This is a genomic window from Bacillus sp. CCNWLW194, from assembly GCF_037120585.1.
GTDB classification, from domain to species: Bacteria; Bacillota; Bacilli; order Bacillales; family Bacillaceae_G; genus Bacillus_A; species Bacillus_A basilensis.
The window spans coordinates 1-17,136 of the sequence record NZ_JBBBBL010000013.1 but is presented as its reverse complement, the minus strand read 5'-3'; the positions used below and the strand labels follow the sequence as shown (position 1 = coordinate 17,136).

The 17,136-nt window shown below is 34.8% G+C and carries 12 protein-coding genes; 8 read left to right on the top strand and 4 right to left on the bottom strand.

Translation table 11 applies throughout. The features are described from left to right. The first annotated feature begins 53 nt into the window (after positions 1 to 53). From csaB to V7S50_RS24795, 3 genes are all read left to right on the top strand, one after another. Positions 54 to 1,157, top strand: coding sequence for a polysaccharide pyruvyl transferase CsaB (csaB, locus tag V7S50_RS24805; protein WP_063222066.1), 1,104 nt, complete (start codon positions 54 to 56; stop codon positions 1,155 to 1,157). A gap of 675 nt (positions 1,158 to 1,832) precedes the next feature. After that, positions 1,833 to 4,277: an S-layer protein Sap gene (gene sap / locus V7S50_RS24800; protein WP_242256707.1), complete on the top strand. Its 2,445-nt coding sequence runs from the start codon at positions 1,833 to 1,835 to the stop codon at positions 4,275 to 4,277. Between the two features lie 726 nt (positions 4,278 to 5,003). Then, positions 5,004 to 7,592 carry an S-layer homology domain-containing protein gene (locus V7S50_RS24795; RefSeq protein ID WP_242256709.1) on the top strand — a complete coding sequence of 863 codons (2,589 nt, stop codon included), beginning with the start codon at positions 5,004 to 5,006 and terminating at the stop codon, positions 7,590 to 7,592. 95 nt (positions 7,593 to 7,687) lie between these two features. On the opposite strand, the gene patB1 is transcribed toward V7S50_RS24795, so the two are convergent. The 3 genes from patB1 to V7S50_RS24780 all read right to left on the bottom strand — a co-directional run bounded on the left by patB1 (position 7,688) and on the right by V7S50_RS24780 (position 11,966). After that, entirely contained in the window at positions 7,688 to 8,878 is a 1,191-nt protein-coding gene (patB1, locus tag V7S50_RS24790) for a secondary cell wall polysaccharide O-acetyltransferase PatB1 (RefSeq protein WP_242256711.1), read from the bottom strand. Between the two features lie 24 nt (positions 8,879 to 8,902). Further along, positions 8,903 to 10,318, bottom strand: coding sequence for an MBOAT family O-acyltransferase (locus V7S50_RS24785; RefSeq protein WP_242256712.1), 1,416 nt, complete (start codon positions 10,316 to 10,318; stop codon positions 8,903 to 8,905). 268 nt (positions 10,319 to 10,586) lie between these two features. Further along, positions 10,587 to 11,966: an O-antigen ligase family protein gene (locus V7S50_RS24780; protein ID WP_242256714.1), complete on the bottom strand. Its 1,380-nt coding sequence runs from the start codon at positions 11,964 to 11,966 to the stop codon at positions 10,587 to 10,589. Positions 11,967 to 12,250: 284 nt separating this feature from the next. Between V7S50_RS24780 and V7S50_RS24775 the strand changes: the two genes are divergently transcribed. The 3 genes from V7S50_RS24775 (at position 12,251) to V7S50_RS24765 (ending at position 13,829) form a co-directional block, all read left to right on the top strand. After that, the gene (locus V7S50_RS24775; RefSeq protein ID WP_242256716.1) at positions 12,251 to 13,063 is read left to right on the top strand and encodes an enoyl-CoA hydratase; all 813 of its coding nucleotides are present in this window, start codon (positions 12,251 to 12,253) and stop codon (positions 13,061 to 13,063) included. A 101-nt stretch (positions 13,064 to 13,164) separates the two neighbouring features. After that, a complete protein-coding gene (locus tag V7S50_RS24770) occupies positions 13,165 to 13,485 on the top strand; it encodes a hypothetical protein (protein ID WP_242256718.1) in 321 nt (106 codons plus the stop codon). A gap of 17 nt (positions 13,486 to 13,502) precedes the next feature. Next, positions 13,503 to 13,829: a nucleoside triphosphate pyrophosphohydrolase gene (locus V7S50_RS24765; RefSeq protein WP_242256720.1), complete on the top strand. Its 327-nt coding sequence runs from the start codon at positions 13,503 to 13,505 to the stop codon at positions 13,827 to 13,829. A gap of 21 nt (positions 13,830 to 13,850) precedes the next feature. Here the strand turns inward: V7S50_RS24765 and V7S50_RS24760 are convergent, their stop codons facing one another. Further along, on the bottom strand, positions 13,851 to 14,030 hold the full coding sequence (locus V7S50_RS24760) for a hypothetical protein (RefSeq protein ID WP_242256721.1): 180 nt from the start codon (positions 14,028 to 14,030) through the stop codon (positions 13,851 to 13,853). 126 nt (positions 14,031 to 14,156) lie between these two features. Here V7S50_RS24760 and V7S50_RS24755 point away from each other — a divergent pair, with 126 nt between their 5' ends. Beyond that, positions 14,157 to 15,206: a M42 family metallopeptidase gene (locus V7S50_RS24755; protein ID WP_242256723.1), complete on the top strand. Its 1,050-nt coding sequence runs from the start codon at positions 14,157 to 14,159 to the stop codon at positions 15,204 to 15,206. 241 nt (positions 15,207 to 15,447) lie between these two features. Continuing rightward, positions 15,448 to 17,037 carry an N-acetylmuramoyl-L-alanine amidase gene (locus V7S50_RS24750; RefSeq protein WP_242256725.1) on the top strand — a complete coding sequence of 530 codons (1,590 nt, stop codon included), beginning with the start codon at positions 15,448 to 15,450 and terminating at the stop codon, positions 17,035 to 17,037. The last annotated feature ends 99 nt before the right edge of the window (positions 17,038 to 17,136 follow it).

Sequence of the window (17,136 nt, the reverse complement as noted above, 5' to 3'; positions counted from 1 at the left end):
GCAATTTGTTGAATGACAAAAAGTTGATTGCGAAATGTTGGAGGAGATTAAGAGTGCGGTTAGTTTTATCAGGATATTATGGTTTTTATAATGTTGGGGACGAGGCAATTTTGCAATCAATTATTAAAGCGCTACATGAAGAGGATCCTACTCTTGAGCTTGTTGTACTTTCGAATGACCCCGACTATACAAAAAAAATGTACGGTGTAGAGGCAGTAAATCGCTGGGATATAAGAGCGATTTATAAGGAAATCAAGAGAAGTAATGGCTTAATTAGCGGAGGGGGAAGTCTCCTTCAAGATAAAACGAGTATTAAAAGTATTTTGTACTATACAGGTATTATGCGGATTGCTCGTTTTTTGAAGAAGCCGTATTATATTTATGCGCAAGGAATCGGCCCAATTACGAAAAGACAAAATCGTTTATTAGTGAAATGGCAAGTATCAAAAGCGGAATATATATCAGTTCGTGATGAAGATTCATTTTTGTATTTAAAAGAAATTGGTATTAAGAAAGATATCGAACTAGTGCCAGATCCAGTATTGGCATGTCAACCAGAAGGAATGAAGTCGGAGTGGCTGCAAAAACATTCGATTCAAGGGAAAGTAATTGCAGTTAGTGTGAGGTATTGGGACGCGAAAGAAGATTATATGAAGAAGCTAGCAGATACGCTGAAAAAATTTAAGCGTGATGGATACCATATTTTATTCGTACCAATGCATGGACCGTTTGATCAAAATGCATCACGCGATATTATTAACTTAATGGGAGAAGAAGCTCATATGCTTCCGTATAAGCTGGATATTCATGAGAAAATTGCAATTTTGTCGCAATGTTCGCTTCTAATAGGTATGAGACTTCATGCACTCATACTATCTGCGGTTGCTAATATCCCTATGGTTGGTATTTCATATGATCCAAAGATTGATTCATTTTTACAACAAGTCAATCAGCCAATCATCGGAAACGTAGATGGTGACTGGACAGCTGAAACTTTGTATAATGTGGCAGCGAAGCAACTAGAACAAAAAGAATATGTGCAAGCAACGTTGGAACAAAGAGTAGAAGAATTGCGAGAGCAAATTTCAACAGCATCTCGATACATCATAAGTGACTTGAATTCAAAAGAGTTTAAAAAAAGAGGAATGGAATCTTAATTTAAGAGGACATCCTCTTTTTTATTTTTTGAAAAAAAGAAAATGTCGAAAGAAAAAATATATTTGTAGAAAAATGTCGAAATATATAAGCGGTTTTAAACATAGGCTCATAAAAAAGAAGTTTGAGAGAAGATGTATGTTTGAAAATCCTAACATTAATATATAGTTAATGTTAGGATTTAGCGTTTTATTTAGTAAATTATAAGAAAATAGGTATGGTAATTTCAAAAAAACGAACGGTAAGAAAAAAGTCGAATCATATAAAAATATGGTGTCGATTAATGTCGTAATATCTTTATAGTTAAATATTGAAATTGGAATTGTTTTTCTGTTATAGTTGTAAATGGTTATAAGAAGATTGTTGAAAATGTAATTCTGACGCGTTTTACTATTTATTTAAAATATTCTGATTTTGTAATCTGAGTTTTTTAAAATGAAAGTCGAAAAAACGCTCGTTTAGAATTGTGAAAATTCACTTTTTTGTCGAATTTGAGATTTTAAATTGGATGAAAAGGGTGTATGATTTCTTTATGATTCTTTAATACGGGATATTCTATTATTCTGTATAAAGAATATTTTAACCACATTTATATCTACTAGTTTCAAAAATAAATAGAATATCTATTTAAAACATTATGGAACTAGTATTACATTCCTAAGGAGGAAATATATAAAATGGCAAAGACTAACTCTTACAAAAAAGTAATCGCTGGTACAATGACAGCAGCAATGGTAGCAGGTGTTGTTTCTCCAGTAGCAGCAGCAGGAAAATCATTCCCAGACGTTCAACCTGGTTCTTGGAGTGCAGAGTACATTGATTATTTAGTAGCAAAAAAAGCAATCGAAGGTAAACCAGACGGAACATTCGCTCCAACTGAAGCAATTGACCGTGCTTCTGCTGCGAAAATCATGGCAATTACATTAGGTTTAGAAGTTAAAGATGGTGCAAAACCAACTTTCAAAGATGCTCAAGATTCATGGGCTGCTAAATATATCGCAGCTGTTGAAAAAGCTGGTGTAATTCAAGGGGACGAAACTGGTAAGTTTAACCCAAACAACCAAATTAACCGTGCTTCTATGGCAACAATGATCGTAAAAGCATACAAATTAGAAAGCAAAGTAAGCGGAGAATTAGAAACTAAATTCTCTGATTTAGAAAAGCACTGGGGCAAAAAAGCTGCTAACATCTTAGTTGCTTTAGATATCACTAATGGTACTGGTAATGGTTGGGAGCCAGATAAAGCTGTAACTCGTGCAGAAGCTGCTAAATTCATTGCTAAGACTGACAAAGAGTTCGGTACAGAAGCAGTAACAGTTGAATCTGCTAAAGCAGTTACAACTCAAAAAGTAGAAGTTAAATTCAGCAAAGCTGTTGAAAAATTAACTAAAGAAGACGTTAAAGTAACTAACAAAGCTAACAACGATAAAGCACTAGTTAAAGAAGTAACTTTATCAGAAGATAAAAAATCTGCTACAGTTGAATTATATGGTAACTTAGCAGCTAAACAAACTTACACTGTAGATGTAAACAAAGTTGGTAAAACAGAAGTAGCTGTAGGTTCTTTAGAAGCAAAAACAATCGAAATGGCTGACCAAACAGTTGTAGCTGATGAGCCAACTGCATTACAATTCACAGTTAAAGATGAAAACGGTACTGAAGTTGTTTCACCAGAGGGTATTGAATTTGTAACTCCAGCTGCAGAAAAAATTAATGCAAAAGGTGAAATCACTTTAGCAAAAGGTACTTCAACTACTGTAAAAGCTGTTTATAAAAAAGACGGTAAAGTAGTAGCTGAAAGTAAAACAGTAAAAGTTTCTGCTGAAGGTGCTGCAGTAGCTTCAATCTCTAACTGGACAGTTGCAGAACAAAATAAAGCTGACTTTACTTCTAAAGATTTCAAACAAAACAATAAAGTTTACGAAGGCGACAACGCTTACGTTCAAGTAGAATTGAAAGATCAATTTAACGCAGTAACAACTGGGAAAGTTGAATATGAGTCATTAAACACAGAAGTTGCTGTAGTAGATAAAGCTACTGGTAAAGTAACTGTATTATCTGCAGGAAAAGCACCAGTAAAAGTAACTGTAAAAGATTCAAAAGGTAAAGAACTTGTTTCAAAAACAGTTGAAATTGAAGCTTTTGCTCAAAAAGCAATGAAAGAAATTAAATTAGAAAAAACTAACGTAGCGCTTTCTACAAAAGATGTAACAGATTTAAAAGTAAAAGCTCCAGTACTAGATCAATACGGTAAAGAGTTTACAGCTCCTGTAACAGTGAAAGTACTTGATAAAGATGGTAAAGAATTAAAAGAACAAAAATTAGAAGCTAAATATGTGAACAAAGAATTAGTTCTGAATGCAGCAGGTCAAGAAGCTGGTAATTATACAGTTGTATTAACTGCAAAATCTGGTGAAAAAGAAGCAAAAGCTACATTAGCTCTAGAATTAAAAGCTCCAGGTGCATTCTCTAAATTTGAAGTTCGTGGTTTAGAAAAAGAATTAGATAAATATGTTACTGAGGAAAACCAAAAGAATGCAATGACTGTTTCAGTTCTTCCTGTAGATGCAAATGGATTAGTATTAAAAGGTGCAGAAGCAGCTGAACTAAAAGTAACAACAACAAACAAAGAAGGTAAAGAAGTAGACGCAACTGATGCACAAGTTACTGTACAAAATAACAGTGTAATTACTGTTGGTCAAGGTGCAAAAGCTGGTGAAACTTATAAAGTAACAGTTGTACTAGATGGTAAATTAATCACAACTCATTCATTCAAAGTTGTTGATACAGCACCAACTGCTAAAGGATTAGCAGTAGAATTTACAAGCACATCTCTTAAAGAAGTAGCTCCAAATGATGATTTAAAAGCTGCACTTTTAAATATCTTATCTGTTGATGGTGTACCTGCAACTACAGCAAAAGCAACAGTTTCTAATGTAGAATTTGTTTCTGCTGACACAAATGTTGTAGCTGAAAATGGTACAGTTGGTGCAAAAGGTGCAACATCTATCTATGTGAAAAACCTGACAGTTGTAAAAGATGGAAAAGAGCAAAAAGTAGAATTTGATAAAGCTGTACAAGTTACAGTTTCTATTAAAGAAGCAAAACCTGCAACAAAATAATTAAAAATCATTTGATACATTAAATGATTAATAAAAGCTTATGAGAAAATAGACAAAAGTCTATGAGTATCATAGGCTTTTTATTTTGATTTTATTTCATGTACATTTGAGATTGAAAGGAATAGTTTTATTGAGAAACAAATCGAAAACGTTTTCAAAAATAGAAGAATACCTCATCGATATGTGAATTATTTGTAAATTAAAACCTTTTTTTGTTAAAAAATCATTCGAAAAGAAGAATAAAATGTCGAATTATAATATTTTTAGTCAAATAAAGTCTGAAAATTGTATTTATTGTAAAAAATATTTAAGTGATGAAGTGGAAATATGTGCTATAATTCCAATTGTGTATTCGATATGAAAAATATACGAAGCGCAGTGAGAGTGGTTTATAGGAAAACAGTGTATTCATTTCTATATTTAAGTATTATTGACATCCTAATAATACGATTAAAAGACTGAATTATCAGAATGTGTCGAATCTTCTTTTGATAAAGTTCTTGATAACGAATAGTTTTGTATAGTATGATGAACTTGTTTCATAAAATGGTATTTAAACCTTATATTTACATCTAACGGTTTGTATCATTTTGTTATTTGAACTACTTTTCATTATAGTATTTTTGTTTATGTTTTTATTGTTTTATGGCTTTTCTAACTAGCTAGTTTTCTAATTTAATATGATGTGAAACTAGTAGCATATTCCTGAAGGAGGAAATTTATAAAATGGCAAAGACTAACTCTTACAAAAAAGTAATCGCAGGTACAATGACAGCAGCAATGGTAGCAGGTGTTGTTTCTCCAGTAGCAGCAGCAGGTAAATCGTTCCCAGACGTTCCAGCTGGTCATTGGGGATTAGATTCTATCAATTACTTAGTAGATAAAGGTGCAATCGAAGGTAAGCCAGATGGTACATACGCTCCAGCTGAAGAGATTGATCGTGCTTCTGCTGCGAAAATTATGGCAATTACATTAGGTTTAAAAGTTGAAGAGGGTGCACAACCATCTTTCAAAGATGCTAAAAATCATTGGGCTTCTAAATACATTGCAGCTGTTGAAAAAGCGGGTGTTGTTAGAGGTGATGGTAAAGAAAACTTCTCTCCAGATAAAAAGATTGACCGTGCTTCTTTCGCTTCTATGATCGTAGGTGCTTATAATTTAAAAGATAAAGTTAACGGCGAGTTAGTTACAAAATTTGAAGATTTATTAGATCATTGGGGTGAAGAAAAAGCTAACATTCTAATCCACCTTGGACTTTCTGAAGGAACAGGAGGAAACAAATGGGAGCCAAATAAATCTGTATCTCGTGCAGAAGCAGCTAAATTTATCGCAGTAGCAGATAAAAAGTATGGCAAAAAAGATAATGCACAAGCATATGTAACTGATGTGAAAGTTTCTGAACCAACGAAATTAACATTAACTGGTACTGGTTTAGAAAAACTTTCTGCTGATGATGTAACTCTTGAAGGAGACAAAGCTGTTGCAATCGAAGCAAGTGCTGATGGTACTTCTGCAGTTGTAACACTTGGTGGTAAAGTAGCTCCAAATAAAAATCTTACTGTAAAAGTGAAAAATCAATCATTCGTAGCGAAATTCATATACGAAGTGAAAAAATTAGCAGTAGAAAAACTTACATTTGATGATGATCGTGCTGGTCAAGCAGTTGCTTTCAAATTAAACGATGAAAAAGGTAACGCTGATGTTGAGTACTTAAACTTAGCAGACCATGACGTCAAATTTGTAGCAAATAACTTAGACGGTTCAGCAGCAAACATCTTTGAAGGTGGAGAAGCTACTTCTACTACAGGTAAACTAGCTGTTGGTATTGAGCATGGTGACTACAAAGTAGAAGTACAAGTTACAAAACGCGGTGGTTTAACAGTTTCTAACACTGGTATTATTACAGTGAAAAACCTTGATACACCAGCTTCTGCAATCAAAAATACTGTATTTGCGGTAGATGCAGATAAAAACGGTGTAGTATATGGTAATAAATTGACTGGAAAAGACTTTAAGTTAAACAGCCAAACGTTAGTTGTTGGTGAAAAAGCACAAATCCATAACGTAGTTGCTACAATTGCTGGAGAAGATAAAGTAGTTGATCCAAACTCAATTAGCATTAAATCTTCAAATCACGGCATTATCTCTGTAGTAAACAACTACATTACAGCTGAAGCTGCTGGTGAAGCTACACTTACTATTAAAGTAGGCGACGTTACAAAAGAAGTTAAATTCAAAGTAACGACTGATTCTCGTAAATTAGTATCAGTAAAAGCTAACTCAGATAAATTACAAGTTGTGCAAAGCAAAACATTACCTGTTACATTCGTAACAACTGACCAATATGGCGATCCATTTGGTGCTAACACAGCTGCAATTAAAGAAGTTCTTCCGAAAACAGGTGTAGTTGCAGAAGGTGGATTAGATGTAGTAACGACTGACTCTGGTTCAATCGGTACAAAAACAATTGGTGTTACAGGTAATGACGTGGGCGAAGGGACAGTTCACTTCCAAAATGCTAACGGTGAAACGCTAGGTTCATTATATGTGAACGTAACAGAAGGTAACGTAGCATTCAAAAACTTTGAACTTGTATCTAAAGTAGGTCAATATGGTGCATCACCTGATACAAAACTTGACCTAAATGTTTCTAACACAGTTGCATATCAATTATCTAAGTACACTTCAGAGCGAGTATACTCTGATCCTGAAAACTTAGAAGGTTACGCAGTTGAGTCTAAAAACCCGGCTGTAGCTGAAGCTAAAATTGATGGAAATAAAGTTGTTGTTAAAGGTTTAAAACCAGGTAAAGTTGACATCCACTTAACGAAAAATGGTGCAACTGCTGGTAAAGCGACAGTTGAAATCGTTCAAGAGAAAATCGCTATTAAATCTGTAAACTTCAAACCAGTTCAAACAGAAAACTTTGTTGAGAAGAAAATTAATATCGGTACTGTATTAGAGCTTGAGAAGAGTAACCTTGATGATATCGTAAAAGGTATTAACTTAACGAAAGAAACACAACATAAAGTACGTGTTGTGAAATCTGGTAACGACCAAGGTAAACTTTATCTTGATACAAATGGTAATGCACACTTCGATATATTTGATCAAGAGCTTGGTCATGTGACAGTATCTCAAACAAGTGATTCTGTACTTCCAAACTTCAATCCAGACATTTACAATACTTTAACTACTAAGTACACTGACAAAGGTACATTAGTATTCAAAGTATTAGGCGAGAAAGATGTTCTAACAAGCGAAATCGGTTCACAAGCTGTACACGTGAACGTGCTTAACAACCCAAATCTATAAGTCGATTATAGATAAAATGAAAAATCAGTGGGGATGAATCCCCACTGATTTTTTAATAGAAAGAAGGCTCTCGTATATATACAAGAGCCTTCTTTCTATTTCTTAAACTTAAACATATCTCCACTCAAATTCGAATCACTATACACAAACAATACCATGTTAATATTGTTGTCTTTAATGTATTGATATACATCTTTTTCGTGATAGTGACGCAGGTCGAGGATAGATGTATGTTTAAAGCTTTGTGCTAAGTGTGGCACGATTGCATTTGCGAAGGAGTCTTTTAGGACTAAGGCGCGTACTTCATTTGGTGCATTGTTATTTTCGATGACGATTTCTGGATAGTCATCCGTGTAATAACCTGCGTATGATGTTGTATCTTTTTGTTTTTCTACGCCGTATATGTCATCTAAATTTTGATGAACAGTACCTTTCACATCTTTTGCGTTTACGCTTGTGAAGTTGAAACCGTCTTTCGGTGTGTAGTAACACAATTTTTCACCATTGGCATCGATGAGTTGGTATAGTTGGTTGTTGAAGCTTCCAACTAAATGTTTATTTTGCGCACATGTACGAATGTAGTCTTCTTTTTTTATTTCTTTACCTTTATATATAGAAGATTGTTGCCCGATTGTGTTCATTATATATTGGTAGCCTAAGAAGGCACCGTCCATATTCCAATGATGATCTGTTTTGAAATACATGTCCTGTATTTCTTCGTTTGTATAGTTCTGTTTAAAGTGTTCCATAAGTTTTATTGGCTTTACGTCTGCTGGAAGTTTCTTTAGAAAGTAATTTAAATTTTCCTCTGCATATGTGTGAATATGAGAAGGTAATTTAAATGATAATGCATTCGTTTTTGACGGTGGTAAAGCAAAGTAAAACTCAACGTTTTGTTCTTTTGAAAACTGAGATAAGTCGTTTATAGCAGGCATGGATTGGTCAATTTCATTATATTTTTTTGTCCACGCCGGGTTTTTAAGGAGCCATTTATCATCAGTTAAAATAATGTCGTTAATGAGAGATTTGCCCATATTAATTTGAGCAATTGTATAGTTTTTAATAAGCTCATCTCGTCCGATTAGTTGATCATTTGTGTATGTTTCAAAATCTTTAAAGAAGCTACCAGTTAGGAGAGCTTCTTTCGTAAGTGCTGGTTTTTGAGCGAGTGGCCGATTTTCAACTGGTGAAATGTCTCGGTCTGTTTTGAGTAACGATAATATGCCAAATGAAAAGATAATGGTGAGAAAACCGATAAACAGGATGAGGTTCCCCAATTTTTTCATAATAACTTTTCCTTCCTACATCAGTTAAAACCTGAAATAAATAAATGGATTATATGTTGAGTTAATCAAGTACATAACCGAAATCATAAATAATGTTAGTAATAATATAGGACGTACAAATTGCATTGTGAACATATACGTGTTTGGCGCAAGTTCTAGTATGTTTTTAATTCGTTTTAAAATTGGTGTCGCGGCGATAAAGGCGATAATAAATACGATAATGTATTCATGTACGTATAACATTGTATTGTCATCGATGAAGGATTGCCCACCTATGCCGAACATCGCTTTTAAATATTGGAACGAGTAAGCGAAATTATCAGCTCGGAAGAAGACCCAACCGATCATAACGATTAGTAATACGTATGCATGTTGCAGCGGCTTCCATAGTTTGTTTAATATTTTTTCGAATCCAGCTTTTTCAATTGAAATAATAAAGCCATAATATAAGCCCCAGGCGATAAATGTCCAGCTCGCCCCGTGCCATAAACCAGTTAACCCCCATACGATGAAGAGGTTACGATAATTCGCTAGTTTTGAAACGCGGTTTCCGCCGAGCGGGATATATATGTAATCGCGGAACCAAGAGCCGAGTGTAATATGCCATCTTCTCCAAAACTCTGAAATAGATTTAGAGATGTACGGATAGTTGAAGTTTTTCGGGAAATCAAATCCGAACATTTTTCCAAGTCCGATTGCCATATCAGAGTATCCTGAGAAATCGAAATAAATTTGTAGGGTATAGGCGATAATACCGATCCATGCCGTTCCAACACTTATTTCAGATGGTGGTAAGGCGAAGATTTTATCAGCGAAAAATCCAACTTGGTTGGCGATTAATATCTTTTTTGCTAGTCCGAGAACGAAAATTTGAATACCTTCTGTGAATCGTTCAAAAGAATGGATGCGCGTTTTAATTTGCTCAGCGACAATATTGTAACGAACAATTGGTCCGGCAATAAGCTGAGGGAAAATAGATATATATAGCGCTAAGTTAAGTGGATTTTTTTGAACATCCCCATCTTTACGGTATATATCGATGACATAGGACATCGCTTGGAATGTATAAAATGAAATTCCAATTGGTAGTGGAATAGGTTCCACATGAATAGATAAGTGCAATACGTTGTTTAAAATGTCTGTGAAAAATGAAATATACTTAAAATAAGAAAGTAATAGTATATTTCCGGCCACAGCCATAATTAAAAATGTGACTTTCATATTTTTTCGTTTATCATAATGATGCACGAGTAGGCCAAAGCAGTAGTTTAATACGATGGAAAAGAGCATTAAGAGAACGAAACGCGGTTCACCCCATGCATAGAAAATTAAACTAAATGCAAGTAATACGAAATTACGTAGCTCTGCACGCACTATAAAATAGAGAAATAATACGAGAGGTAAAAAGATAAATAAGAAAATCGAACTACTAAATACCAAAGGACTCTCCTCACTTTTTCGAAATACATTTCGTGCAAAAAACCGACATATCTATTATATATTCTTTTATATAATAGTGCCTTTAATATTTTAGCATGTTAATAATTCGATTAAAATGATTATTCCATATAAATAGTTTCTAATTTCATACGTAAGAAAAGTAGGCAATTAAGTGTTGGTTTATGTTGAATGTAGAGGTTTTTGAATGCAAGAGGCGGTAAAGGGATGGAATAGAAAGAAGCAGCATCCAAATAGATGCTGCTTCTTTCTATTCTATTTCTAAATCAACAATTAAGTAAGCAAGTATCACAACAAAGAAAATACTAACGGCTGGTGCTGTTAATACGTGTCCAGACATAAAGCCGATACCGAGCGATAAGACGAGTGTGCTAGCTAGTAGCATATGTTTTACGCTAAATAGTTTCTTGAAGTTTGTGATCAAGCGAATGAATATTTTAATACCGAAATAAAGTAGCGGCAGTACGTACATAAGGAACCCGACAATGCCGAATGCGAAGAATAGGTCGTGGAAATCCATTTCGACTAACTTCATTTTCGTTGTATAGTTACCAGCGTAGCCCATTCCAAAGAGTTTTTGAGATAGTGGTGCTTCTTTATAGTATTGTTTGTATACTTTTAAAAACTTGTCACGATCACTGTAAATTAAACTTTTCATTTCAGAGTCTGTTAGTTCACCCTGCTTATGTTCTTCTTCTTTAACTTCTTTTCCTTCTTTTCGGTCCTTTTCGTCTTGTACTGATTTTTTGTATTCATATATTTGTAAGTGGATGCTCATGTTTTTTGCGATAGGGGTTTGCGGTGTAAGGACGAATAAACCACCTAATACGACAGCAGCAACAACTGTGTTTACAAGATATGTGAATCCTTTTCCTTCTTTTTTACGATGTATCATATATTCAATGAATAAGAAGAAAAGAGCGATGCCAAGTGTAATAACGATGGCACCATATCCTACTTTCGTTCCGATCATAATGCTTGCATACATCGCAAGTACAGTTGGAATCCAGTAATACACTTTTGAGAAAGAAGTTGTTTTATGTACCGAGTATAAAACAACGATTGGGAACATAATTGCGAAAATGGAACTTAAATCATTACCAGCAAAGAACCATCCTCTTGAACCGATCTTTGAGTTCGGATAGCTTGGGAAATCTGTACCAGTTACCATTGCCGCGATGATTGAAATACTTAAAATTAACGTTGCATATAAGAAATACGTAATGATTTTATGAAACGCAAGTTCGTTATTTTTTAGTTCTTTCAGTGCGATAATATATCCAAACAGTAGTACAATTGGATATACACTTTTCAAAATAAATTTCACTTCTTCTCCAAATGAAACTGGAGATTTGACCATTAAATTATTCACAAGGCCGATTGCGAGTACGATGCCAAAGAGACATAAATAAAGAATATATTTTTTCGCGCCTTGTTGTTTATGATGAAGAAGTAGATAACCTAATGCAAGAAGCATAAAGGCGAAACGGACTACGATTCCGACTGTTGCGCTCATGTGCAATACATAGATTGAAAAAGACGTTAATAAATCTAAAATTGGTTGAAACACGATGAATAGCAGTAGGAAATGCGGGAAGTAGTTATCCGTCTGTTTTAACTTAGTAACCATATGTTCCTCCATTTCTTCATTCCTTTATTTCAGCACCCCTCTATTAATAGGAAGGGGAATGAATTTCTATATTTAATTTTTATATCAGACTTAAGAATACACCATTTCATTGTAATGGTAAATAGATGAAGAGAGGGGATAAAACGACTTTAATTTCTATATTTTTCAACGGAATTGTATGTTTTATACAAGGTCATATACAAATTACGAGATTATTAGACAGAAAATTAAGAAAAAAGAAGGGTTTTTCACCTCCTTTCTATAATTATATAAGTATAATCTTTATGTGGAAAAGAGGGGTATATATAATGGAAGTAACAAGTAAAACAGAATCTGTCGTTGTGAAGTATGAAGGGCGCGTTGCAACGGTTATGGTCAATCGCCCAGAGGTGTTAAATGCATTAGATGAGCCAACGTTAAAAGAGCTATTACAAAAACTGAAAGAAGTAGCGGAGAGTTCGGTGCATATTGTTGTGTTATGCGGGAACGGCCGTGGTTTTTCTGCGGGTGGAGATATTAAATCGATGCTTTCAAGTAATGATGAAAGCAAGTTTGATGGTATTATGAATACTATTTCTGAAGTCGTTGTGACTCTATATACGATGCCGAAGCTTGTTATTAGTGCTATTCATGGACCAACTGCTGGTCTTGGATTAAGTATTGCATTAACAGCTGACTATGTGATGGCAGATATATCATCGATTATTGCGATGAACTTTATTGGAATCGCTTTAATTCCAGATGGAGGCGGCCATTTCTTCCTTCAAAAGCGCGTTGGTGAAAATATGACGAAGCAAATTATTTGGGAAGGAAAGAAATTATCAGCGACAGAAGCGCTGGATATCGGTTTAATTGATGAAGTAATCGGCGAGGACTTCCAAACGGCTGTGAAGCAAAAAATTAGTGAATGGTCACAAAAGCCGATTAAAGCGATGATTCAAACGAAGCAAATTTTATGTGAAGTAAATCGCTCCAATTTAGAACAAACATTGCAGCTTGAAAAACGCGGTCAATATGCGATGAGACAAACAGCGGATCATAAAGAAGGTATTGCTGCATTTTTAGAAAAACGTTTGCCGGCATTTAAAGGGGAATAAAGGGTAGTGGTAGTTTTACTGCCGGTTAATTTAGGGTAAAGGGGAGAAAGTGCTAACACATTTTAGTATAATTGTGTTAGCACTTTTTTTAGGAGTAATATATGAAGAAAATTATTGGTGTTATCGTTATTATCTTACTTACATATTATGCTTTGCATAGTACACCATCTCTTGCGGTACGAACTGCACTATTCTTTGAAGGGCATCCAATTGTTGCTTTCTCAGGTGAAGTGGAGAAAGAACGGGATGTGAAAAAAGAGGCGATTCCTGATGAGTACCAAACCTTATATGGCGATAAGAAAGAAGAACCAGAGCACTATTTCTTTCCGGTAGTAAGGGCGCACGGATCAGGAATTGATATGTTAAGTGCTTGTGTGAAAAAAGAGTGGTTATTTTATAAGGCAGAGCTCGGATGTTATTAAACATAGGAGGATGAATGATGTCAGCATATAACAAGTTAGTAAGAGACCGTGTTCCAGAGAAGATTTTAATGTCTGGAAAAACATATACAGCACAAAAATTAACAGGACAAGCATACATACAAGCTTTAGCGAAAATTGGAACAGAAGAAATTCGTGAGTTTGCTTCTATGAAAGAGCGTGAACATGCGCTTGATTCTCTTGCGGATGCACTGGAAGTGATCATTTCATTAGCGCGTGCAGAAGGTGCGACAATTGAAGATGTAGAACGTCTTCGTAAGCAAAAAGAAATAGAGCGCGGTGGGTTTGAAAGAGGCATTTATTTATTAGATGTTCCAGAAGAATAGTTTTGTAAAGGAAGCATAGCGTTAGTGAGTAACGCTATGCTTTTTTGTTGCAATTAAACTAATAATGAAGAAGGCAGCTGTTAATACCCAGCCAATTGTAATAGAAGTAGTAGTGTGGACTGCATAAGAAACTTGTAAACAAAATAATGATGCTAAAAACCAAATGAGTACAATGTGTACATATTGTTTTGATATATTCATATTGTATAACTCCTTTTGTATACTAAAGTGAATTTTACTATAATTTAGAAAATTAAGCTATATGAGTAGAGGTTTTATAGCAAATTTTGTATACTAAATAATAGAGAAAATGAGGAGGAAACGACAATGGCACATCATACGAAAGAAACGATGGAACTTATTAAGGAGCTTGTCTCTATTCCGAGTCCGTCTGGAAATACAGAGAAAATCATTCGTTTTATTGAAAACTATGTAAGTGAGTGGAATGTAGAAACGAAGCGTAACAATAAAGGTGCTCTTATTTTAACGGTAAAAGGGAAAAATGATGCACAGCACCGTTTATTAACAGCACACGTTGATACGTTAGGTGCGATGGTAAAAGAGATTAAGCCTGACGGTCGTCTGAGTCTTTCTATGATTGGCGGATTTCGCTGGAACTCTGTAGAAGGGGAATACTGCGAAATTGAAACATCAAGTGGCAAGACGTATACAGGGACGATTTTAATGCATCAAACATCTGTGCATGTATATAAAGATGCAGGTGAAGCTAAACGCGATGAGAAAAATATTGAGGTTCGTATTGATGAGCGCGTATTTTCAGCTGATGAAGTACGTGAATTAGGAATTGAAGTAGGAGACTTCGTTTCATTTGATCCGCGCGTTCAAATTACAGGGAGTGGATACATAAAATCACGTCATTTAGATGACAAAGTAAGTGTTGCGATTCTATTAAAATTAATTAAGAGATTACAAGATGAAAATGTAACATTACCATATACAACTCATTTCTTAATTTCTAATAATGAAGAGATCGGATACGGTGGTAACTCTAACATTCCAGAAGAAACGGTTGAGTATTTAGCAGTTGATATGGGAGCGTTAGGTGATGGACAAGCATCTGACGAATATACAGTATCTATTTGTGCAAAAGACTCCAGTGGTCCGTATCATTATGCACTACGTAAACATTTAGTAGAGCTTGCGAAAACGAACAATATTGAATATAAAGTAGATATTTATCCGTACTATGGATCGGATGCATCAGCTGCGATTCACGCTGGATTTGATGTGAAACATGCATTAATTGGAGCGGGTATTGATTCTTCTCATGCATTTGAGCGCACACATGAAAGTTCGATTGCACATACAGAAGCACTTGTTTATGCATATGTATTATCAGAGATGATTGCTGAATAAGAAAAGAAATAGGTTGCCTTTGGTAGCCTATTTTTTTGTTTGCAGAGAAATCGACTTTATTTAACAAAAAGTAAATTAATTGTAATTTATTTTACAATATTAAGAAAGTAGGTTTACTACATAATTCGAGTATTATAAAATGATAGAGGCGCACTAATTTTTTTTGTTCGGATTTTTCGAGATTTATATATTAAGATTACGCGTTATTAAAAGGTGATTGTCGAGAGGAGTATTATTTTTTATGAAGTATCGTGCAGTCGCGGCAGGTATTTTAGCCGCAAGTTTATTATCGTCTCCAGTAAGTAGTTTCGCAGCAGCGAAGAAGTTTTCGGATGTTCCTACATGGGCGCAAGAATCAGTTGATTATTTAGTAGGAAAGAAAGCGCTTGATGGAAAGCCAGATGGAACGTTTTCTCCATCTGAAGCAGTAGATAGAGGATCAGCTGCAAAAATTTTAGCAGTCGTTCTTGGTTTACCAATTGATCCAAAAGCAAAGCCATCTTTTAAAGATGCACAAAGCCATTGGGCAGCTCCGTACATTGCTGCAGTGGAAAAAGCAGGTGTAATTAATGGAGATGGTACTGGTAAATTCAGTCCATTCAACAAAATTAACCGTGCATCTATGGCATCTATGTTAGTACAAGCATACTCATTAGATAAGAAAATTATTGGAGAGCTTCCAACACAGTTTAAAGATTTGGAACCTCATTGGGGTAAGAAACAAGCTAATATTTTAGTAGCCTTAGAGATTTCTAATGGTACGGGAAATGGCTGGAATCCTGAAGGAACTGTAACTCGTGCAGAAGCAGCTCAGTTCATTGCGATGGCTGATAAAAATAAAACAAATACATCAAAAAGAATGTATATGAACAGAAACTTTATTACATATCATCAACCATCATTATCATCTGGCATTACTGACGTTCAACATAAGCCGCAAATGGTTGAAGTGACAGAACAAAGAGCGGACGGCTGGTTGAAAATTGTAACAAGTAAAGGTGAGAAGTGGACACCTCTAAAAGAAAAAACAGAAACGATTAATGAAGGATTTACTACTTATGAAACAGCTTCACATAGTTCTAAAGTGCTAGGTACATATGATGCACAAACAGTAACGGTTATGGAAGAGAGTGGCAGCTGGATTCGTATCCGCGTAGGCGCTGGTTTCCAGTGGGTTGATAAAAATCAATTAAATCCAGTAAAACAAGAGAACTTCTTAGAAGGTAAAGCAATTATTATTGATCCAGGTCACGGTGGAGTTGACTCGGGTAATCCTGGTTATTATGAGAAAGAAAGCCAAACAGTATTAGATGTATCATTACGATTAAAGAAAATATTTGAGCAAAAGGCACCATTTACTGTTATGTTCACTCGTACAGATAATACACGTCCAGGAGTAAACTCAACAGATTCATTGAAAAAACGAGTAGAGTTTGCACAGGAACATAATGGAGATATTTTTGTAAGTATTCATGCCAATGGTTCTGAAAAGAAAAATGGAGAAGGTACAGAAACATTATATTATAATTCAGCAAGAGCAAAAGTAACGAATCCGCATGTAGAAGACAGTAAGTTATTAGCACAAAAAATTCAAGACCGTCTTGTAGCAGCACTTGGAACAAAAGATCGTGGTGCGAAACATCAGGACTTATATGTAACTAGAGAAAATACAATGCCAGCTGTATTAACAGAATTAGCATTTGTAGATAACAAAACCGATGCAGATAAAATTGCTACACCAAAACAGAGACAAGCTGCAGCAGAAGCGATTTATCAAGGTATTTTAGATTATTACGAAGCAAAAGGTAATAGCGTATCTTCTTTCCGTTAATAAATTAAAAGAGATTGCCAACTGGAGTGACCCCTGTCAAGTAGACAGTATTTAAAAAGCGCAACTAAGCAACCTGAGTTCTATATTTATATGGACTCA